Here is a 4906-nt window from a genome sequence, read left to right on the forward strand (position 1 = left end):
AAACAGCATGTTAGAAAAAGCAACTTTCGGAAAATATGCCAGGAACGTCAAATTTTGTCATAAATTGACGCCTCCATCGCTTTAAGCTATTGATTTTTAAAGAGAGTATTTATGCACCAACGCCTCTCTGGCGTGCCGATAAACAACATAATCGTTCCTCATGCAGTCGCTTCTGACAGGCCAAAATGGACAGGTACTCCAGGCCAGCGAACTCAATGAGGGTTTTCATCGCGGCGGATAAACGCGATTCGGTGTGCGACAGGCCTTGGAGGAACAAAGGCTGATCAAGTGCTTACTCAAGGAAATGTGTCATGCAAAGCAAATTCATCGTGCTGGCCGTTGCTGCTCTGGTTTCGGGCCCTGTCTTGGCCCAGACCAACGTTACACTTTACGGTGTTGTTGATGCCGGCTACTTCTACAGCAAAGGCAACCTGAACAGTGGTACTTCCGGCGGCGGTAACGCCGTGTTCAGCGGCATCCAGTCCGGCACCCTGATCCCTTCCCATCTAGGCTTCAGAGGTACGGAAGCCTTGGGTAATGGTCTGAAGGCCGTGTTCGCGCTCGAGTACCAGCTGGAAATTGCCACCAACACCGGCATTGGCAATACCGCTACCCCTCTCAATGCCCGCCAGCAGTTCGTTGGTCTGTTGAGCGACAATCTCGGTACGGTCGCACTGGGTCGTCAGTATGCTCCGGGCTATGCTGCATCACGTCGCAATGATCCACTCGCTAATTCACCCATCGGATCAAAATCGATCCTGAATGCTTCTGCCGGTAACACTATCACTCCGACCAGTCTTGCCCGCTGGAATAACTCCGTCACTTACACTTCACCGAACTGGAGCGGCTTTACCGGCACCGCGATCTACAGCTTTGGAGAGAGCGAACCGGTCGACGGCAGCGGCTACAGCAATCGCCTCTCCACCACCGACAACAGCCGGTTTGGTCTTGGCGGCAACTATGCCAATGGCCCGTTGAACATTGATCTGGTCTACCAGACTCGCCTGAACGTCGTGCCGACCCGTCTCGCGGCCGAGCCTCCTCCTGCCGGCACATCCAGTCTCTGGGGCAAGGATATCAACGAAGCCTACATTGGTGTCAGCTATGACTTCAAGGTCGTTAAGGTATTTGGCAGCTATCAGCAACAGAACGACAAGAACGCTGCCAACCTCGACAACTCGGTCTGGACGATTGGCGCGACCGTTCCAGTCCTGGCGGCAAGCAAGATTCACCTCAACTATGGCCGGCTCAACTGGGACCAAGGGCCTGCCCTGGACCAGAACAGCAATACGGCGACTATCGCCTGGACGACCGAGCTTTCCAAGCGCACAATACTGTACGCTGGTTACGCCTGGATCCAGAACGACAAACGGAGCAGTGCGGCTCAGTCTATCGCCATTCCTTCAGGCATCGGTGCTCGTGGCGAGACCAATAATTCGATCACGGCTGGCCTGGCCCATATGTTCTAAGGTGATTTCCGGGAATCAAGTTTCCGAACAACTTCCGCAGCGGCTTGATTTTCTGGCCCTGAGCCGGCCTAACGCCATGACTCTTGGTACGGCGATTTGCGGAAATCACCTAAAGTTCTCCAAGGACCTCTAGCAGCCTGTCGGACTTGATGAGTCGAAGCGAAAAAAGTGGGAAGCGAGGACAGATCTTCCCGAATTTCAAGCCAATAGTCGAACTATTGGCGCCGAAATTCGGGAAAGTATGGACCGCTGCCCTTTGCAGCCGACTTGGTCAAGTCCGACAGGCTGCTAGGGCACGAATCCCAAGAGGATCGGCAACAATCTGATGTCGGCCAAGAATCCTGACGGCGTGGCTTTTTGCCTCACTGATGCTCGGTTCCTCCAGTGTCCAGGGCAAATGCTGCACTGAGAATCCGCGGGCACCCAAGGCGGCCGCAACGCTTGGCAATGGCCAACATCGAATACGGGAAAGACTCCATGAAACTACAGTTCAAAATCCTGCTGGCACCCTTGGTGGGCATTGCTTTGCTGCTGGTCTTCGGTGGCGTCGTGATGAATGCATTGCTGAACCAGCGCGCGACGCTAGACGAAATCTACCTCAAGCGCTTCGGTGAGTTTCAGTTCATTGCCAACATTACTTCAACCATCGATACGGTACACACCCGTACCTACCGTCTGTTCAGCATGGTCGGCGTGTATGACGAGCCCAAACTGGTCGCCTTGACCAAGGAAGTGGTCGCTGACATCGACTCGGTCAGAAAGAAGGTGGCCGAAAGGAATGCTGCGGCAGATATGGATGCAGAAGTGCGCAAGGCTCTTGAAGACTTCACGACAGACCTCAAGAAATACCGCAAGGAGGTTGCCGAGGCACTCGACGTAGCCCTTGCCGACGTCAATACGGCCATGGCTATCATGCAGTCGGCGGACGGAACCTACCAGGGGCTGAGCGCGCGCATGGACAAGTTGGTCAACGGGGCAAAGCAGTCTGCTGCGATGAGCTACGAAAATGCTGGCAGTCAGTTCCGATCGGCGCTGTATCTCTCGCTTGTAATGCTCGCTCTCGCCGTCGTACTCAGTGTGCTCGTCAGCGTGGCCATGGCGCGGCGTATCACTAAACCACTGCGCGAAGCGGGCGAAGCTGCCGACCGGATCGCCGGGGGCGACCTGACCGTGAAGCTGGAAGTCAGCAGCAAGGATGAAGTCGGACAATTGATGACCGCCCTGCAGACCATGGTTACCAAGCTGAACCAGATCATCGGCGAAGTGCGCGGCGTTGCCGACGCGCTGTTCAATGCCTCCGGTCAGGTCTCCGCCACAGCCCAGTCGCTGTCTCAGTCCTCAAGCGAACAGGCTGCCTCGGTCGAGGAAACCACGGCATCAATGGAGGAAATGACGGCTTCGATCAGCCAGAACACCGAGAATGCCCGCGTCACCGACAACATGGCCACCAAGTCCTCGGCCGAGGCCGAACAGGGTGGTATGGCGGTGAAGGAGACGGTCGAAGCCATGAAGTCCATCGCCGGCAAGATCGGCATTATCGACGACATCGCCTACCAGACCAATCTGCTGGCCCTCAATGCCGCTATCGAAGCGGCACGCGCCGGGGAACACGGCAAGGGCTTTGCCGTCGTGGCAGCCGAAGTCAGGAAGCTCGCCGAACGAAGCCAGGTCGCTGCGCAAGAGATCGGGCAGCTGGCCGGCTCCAGCGTCAAATTGGCCGAGCAGGCGGGCAAGCTCCTGGACGAGATGGTGCCCAGCATCAAGAAGACTTCCGACCTCGTGCAGGATATTTCCGCGGCGAGCCAGGAACAGAGTGCCGGCGTTGGGCAGATCAACGGTGCCATGGGGCAACTCAATATGGCGACGCAGCAGAACGCGAGTGCATCAGAACAGCTTGCTGCGACCGCCGAGGAGATGGGTGGTCAGGCCGCGCAACTTCAGGATCTGATGCAGTTCTTCAAGATCGAGGAAGAAGGACAAGTGAGCGCTGGCAACACGGCGAAACTGGTCCGTCCGGCGCCGGCAGCTAAGATTTCCCGACCCCGCGTCACACGGACTGCCTCCTCGGTCGAGGGTGATTTCGAACGTTTCTGAACCGGAGACCACCATGGCATAGGCTCTGCAGCATGCCGGCACCGCCATGTGCCGCAATGCTACCAAGGCCGCTGCGCTGTCCAATGCAGCCGATATTCAGCAGCGATGTGCCGGTGGTTGACGGATTTTCGACAGCAGTATTTTTGACAAAGGAGCAGACAAGATGAAGAAGATTCTTGGAATCGCGGCACTTGGTATTGCATTGGGCACGAACGCTTTTGCGGCTGGCGAATTTGGCACGCCAAAAGAAGCCGAGGCACATGTGCAGAAGGCCATCAAGCACCTGGCGGCAGTCGGCAAGGACAAGGCCTTTGCCGACTTCGGCACGCCGGCCTGGGTAGATCGTGACATTTACCTCGTGGTGCTGGATTTTAACGGCCATGTCGTTGCTCACGGGACCAATCCGAAGCTGATTGGCAAGGACATGATGTCGGCCAAGGATCCAGACGGCGTGGCGTTTACCGCCTTGATGGTCGATTCCGCCAAGGTCAAGGGCAAAGGCTGGACAGATTACAAGTTCACCGACCCGGCCACGAAGAAAGTGTTGTCTAAGGCCTCTTATTGCGAGAAGCAGGGTGAGTATTCGGTCTGCGCAGGCATCTACAAGCGCTGACCTTGCTGATGGATGAGTCTTAACGCGCCGGCGTGGAAGTCGTCTTCCTCAATCCAACAGACTCTACAAACATACCGGCACCTTGTGGGACCGCTGCTACAAGTCGTCCCTGCGGTTTCCGGCTCTGCGGTCAACGCCGAGAGCCGGAAACCGAGCACGCGCCGACACAATGACTCGTGACCCCATTGTGTGGGGTGAATGCGAGGAAACCCAACCCGGGCAGATGCTTATATGTACGCACAGAGGTGCATGTGCTTTGAATATGGAAAGCAAGCATCCCGGGATGCTGGGTTACCAAAGCCGCGTTACGCCCAATAGGTCGAAGAGTGTCTCGTTACTCAGCAAGGTCAGATGTTCGATCTGAGACTGTGCAATCAACATGCGATCGAAGGGGTCACGGTGCTGATCTTCCATCACGCCGGCCCGGCAAGGGGGCATACCTACCCGGAGTCACAGTTCACCGGGTACTACCCCGAACCAGGCTGGGTGGAATCAGGCGTTGGCACGTTCCAAGGCCTGGGCACTCGATGACGAGTGAGCGGCACCCGTGAATCTGCGTGACAGCAATGTCGGCAAGCTGGATCAGCGCGTCTACGACGTGCTGATCATTGGCGGCGGCATCAACGGCGCGGTGTATGCTGCCGCCCTGTCGGGCAAGGGCGCGGCCGTGGCCTTGATCGACAAGCGTGATTTTGCCGGTTTCAGCAGCCAGCAGTCATCGAACCTGGCC

4 protein-coding genes and 1 pseudogene are annotated in these 4906 nt (G+C 56.8%); 4 read left to right on the top strand and 1 reads right to left on the bottom strand.

Features of this window, described 5'->3' with window-relative positions; genetic code table 11:
- Positions 1-311 precede the first annotated feature (311 nt).
- The 3 genes from Q1M07_RS01065 to Q1M07_RS01075 all read left to right on the top strand — a co-directional run bounded on the left by Q1M07_RS01065 (position 312) and on the right by Q1M07_RS01075 (position 4176).
- On the top strand, positions 312-1469 hold the full coding sequence (locus Q1M07_RS01065; protein ID WP_034920042.1) for a porin: 1158 nt from the start codon (positions 312-314) through the stop codon (positions 1467-1469).
- 477 nt (positions 1470-1946) lie between these two features.
- Complete coding sequence (locus Q1M07_RS01070) at positions 1947-3563, top strand: methyl-accepting chemotaxis protein (RefSeq protein ID WP_034920059.1); 1617 nt, start codon at positions 1947-1949, stop codon at positions 3561-3563.
- Positions 3564-3726: 163 nt separating this feature from the next.
- Entirely contained in the window at positions 3727-4176 is a 450-nt protein-coding gene (locus Q1M07_RS01075; protein WP_034920047.1) for a cache domain-containing protein, read from the top strand.
- Positions 4177-4467: 291 nt separating this feature from the next.
- On the opposite strand, the pseudogene Q1M07_RS01080 reads toward Q1M07_RS01075, so the two are convergent.
- Positions 4468-4578: pseudogene (locus tag Q1M07_RS01080) on the bottom strand (PIN domain nuclease); the annotation flags it as partial.
- A 145-nt stretch (positions 4579-4723) separates the two neighbouring features.
- On the opposite strand from Q1M07_RS01080, the gene Q1M07_RS01085 reads away from it, so the two are divergent.
- The coding region (locus Q1M07_RS01085; protein WP_300449422.1) for an FAD-dependent oxidoreductase at positions 4724-4906 on the top strand (183 nt) is incomplete at its 3' end.

Origin of the sequence: Accumulibacter sp. (assembly GCF_029255285.1) — a bacterium.
Taxonomy (GTDB): Bacteria; Pseudomonadota; Gammaproteobacteria; order Burkholderiales; family Rhodocyclaceae; genus Accumulibacter.